This is a genomic window from Streptomyces durbertensis, from assembly GCF_014156695.1.
GTDB classification, from domain to species: Bacteria; Actinomycetota; Actinomycetes; order Streptomycetales; family Streptomycetaceae; genus Streptomyces; species Streptomyces durbertensis.
Genome location: NZ_WMLF01000670.1, coordinates 1 through 1958, shown reverse-complemented (window position 1 = coordinate 1958; position 1958 = coordinate 1). Strand labels below are relative to the sequence as shown.

The window sequence follows — 1958 nt, the reverse complement described above, 5'->3', positions numbered from 1 at the left end:
GGGTAGGAGGGACGGGACGCGTGGGGTCAGGGGGCCTCCGGCGGCCGGCGGCGGGTCACCCGATGGTTCCGTCGGTGAGCCACCAGGCGGCGGTGGAGCCGGGCAGGACGCCCGCCGGGCAGGGGCCGCTGGAGAGCAGCGGCGTGCCGGAGACGGGCGCGGCGGTCGGCCCGGTGCCGAAGTTGATGGCGCAGACCAGGCCGTCGCCGCGTTCGAACGCCAGCACCTCGGGCTCGGAGTCCAGCCAGCGCAGCGTGCCCTCGCCGAGCTGCGGCAGGCCGCGCCGCAGCTGGAGGCCGTCGCGGTAGAGGTGCCAGAACGAGCGGGTGTCGGCGAGGGCGCGGTCGGTGGCGTGCTCGGCGAACCAGTCGGGCTGCGGCAGCCACGGCCGGGCGCCCTCCGCGCCGGAGCTGAACCCGAACGGGGAGGCGTGGCCGGACCACGGCAGGGGTACGCGGCAGCCGTCGCGGATGCGCTTGCGGCTTCCGGTGCGGTGGAAGATCGGGTCGGTGAGGACCTCGTCCGGCAGGTCGACGACCTCCGGCAGGCCCAGCTCCTCACCCTGGTAGATGTAGGCGGCGCCGGGCAGCGCCAGCATCAGCAGCGCGGCGGCGCGGGCCCGGGCGGAGCCGAGGCCGCTGCCCTCGGGGCCGGGCTCGCCGGCGTACCGGGTGACGGTCCGCACCTGGTCGTGGTTGTTGAGCACCCAGGTGACGGTGGAGCCGGTGCCGGCGATGTCCCGCATCGCCTCGTTGATGGTCTTGTGGAAGGCGTCGGCGTCCCACGGGGCGCCGAGCAGGTCGAAGAAGAACGCCTGGTGCAGCTCGTCGGGGCGCACGTACAGGGCGTGCTCACGGGCGGTGGGCACGGACACCTCGCCGACCAGCAGCCGGTCGTGGCCGTCGCGCGCGGTGTACTCCTCGCAGACCGACCGCCAGTGCCGCCACACGTTGTGCACCTCGGGCTGGTTCCAGGCGAGCGGGTTGACCGAGTCGCGGGAGCGCTCGTCGGCCTCCGGGTCGTCGGAGTCGGGCAGCTCGGGGTGCTTGTAGAGGCCGGCGGCGACGTCGATGCGGAAGCCGTCCACGCCCCGGTCCAGCCAGAACCGCAGGATGGCGTCGAAGGAGTCGGGGATCTCCGGGTTCCGCCAGTTCAGGTCGGGCTGCTGCGGGGTGAACAGGTGCAGGTACCACTGGCCGGGGGTGCCGTCGGGTTCGGTGACCCTCGTCCACGCGGGGCCGCCGAACATCGCGCGCCAGTTGTTGGGCGGCTCCTCGCCGTTCTCGCCGCGCCCGTCGGCGAAGTGGAAGCGGGTCCGCTCGTAGCTGCCGCGCCCGGCGGCGACGGCCTCCCTGAACCAGGGGTGCTCGCTCGAGCAGTGGTTGGGGACGACGTCCAGCAGGACCTTGATGCCCATGCGGCGGGCGTCGGCCATCAGCCGGTCGAAGACCTCCAGGTCGCCGTAGACGGGGTCGACGTCGCGGTAGTTGGCGACGTCGTAGCCGTGGTCGTGCTGCGGGGAGGGGTAGAAGGGGCTCAGCCAGATGCCGTCGACGCCGAGCTTCTTCAGGTAGGGCAGTCCGGCACGCACGCCGGCGAGGTCCCCGATGCCGTCCCCGGTGCTGTCCAGGAAGCTGCGGACGTACACCTGGTAGATCACCGCGTCGCGCCACCAGAGGTCGCTGGTGCGCTGGGTGTGGCCGGTAGCGGCCGGTGCTATGGACATCGCGATTGACCTGTTCTCACGTGGTGCCGGCGTGACTACGGGCGGGAGGCTGGGGTGCCGCCGGACGCCCGCACGTCGTGCCCCTGGCGTAACTGTGCGTGGTGCCGGCCGCTGCTCCGGGAGAGGTGGGGGTGGAGGTCGTGTCGTGGGGCGACGGGCCTCTTCCCGCTCCCTCCGGCCGCTGCGGCGGTTATACATGCATGTTAAGTAGGGGTGTCCGACAGGTGTCAAT

At 72.7% G+C, this 1958-nt stretch carries 1 protein-coding gene; it reads right to left on the bottom strand.

The annotated features are described in order from the left end of the window. Positions 1–55: 55 nt before the first annotated feature. Positions 56–1726 (bottom strand): glycoside hydrolase family 13 protein, encoded by a 1671-nt coding sequence (locus tag GL263_RS25760; protein WP_182858144.1) that lies wholly within the window; start codon positions 1724–1726, stop codon positions 56–58. Between the last annotated feature and the right edge of the window lie 232 nt (positions 1727–1958).

What these genes read in the sequence shown, in the direction of transcription:
- GL263_RS25760 (WP_182858144.1), bottom strand. Translation starts at nt 1,726, where the DNA reads ATGTCCATAGCACCGGCCGCTACCGGCCACACCCAGCGCACCAGCGAC.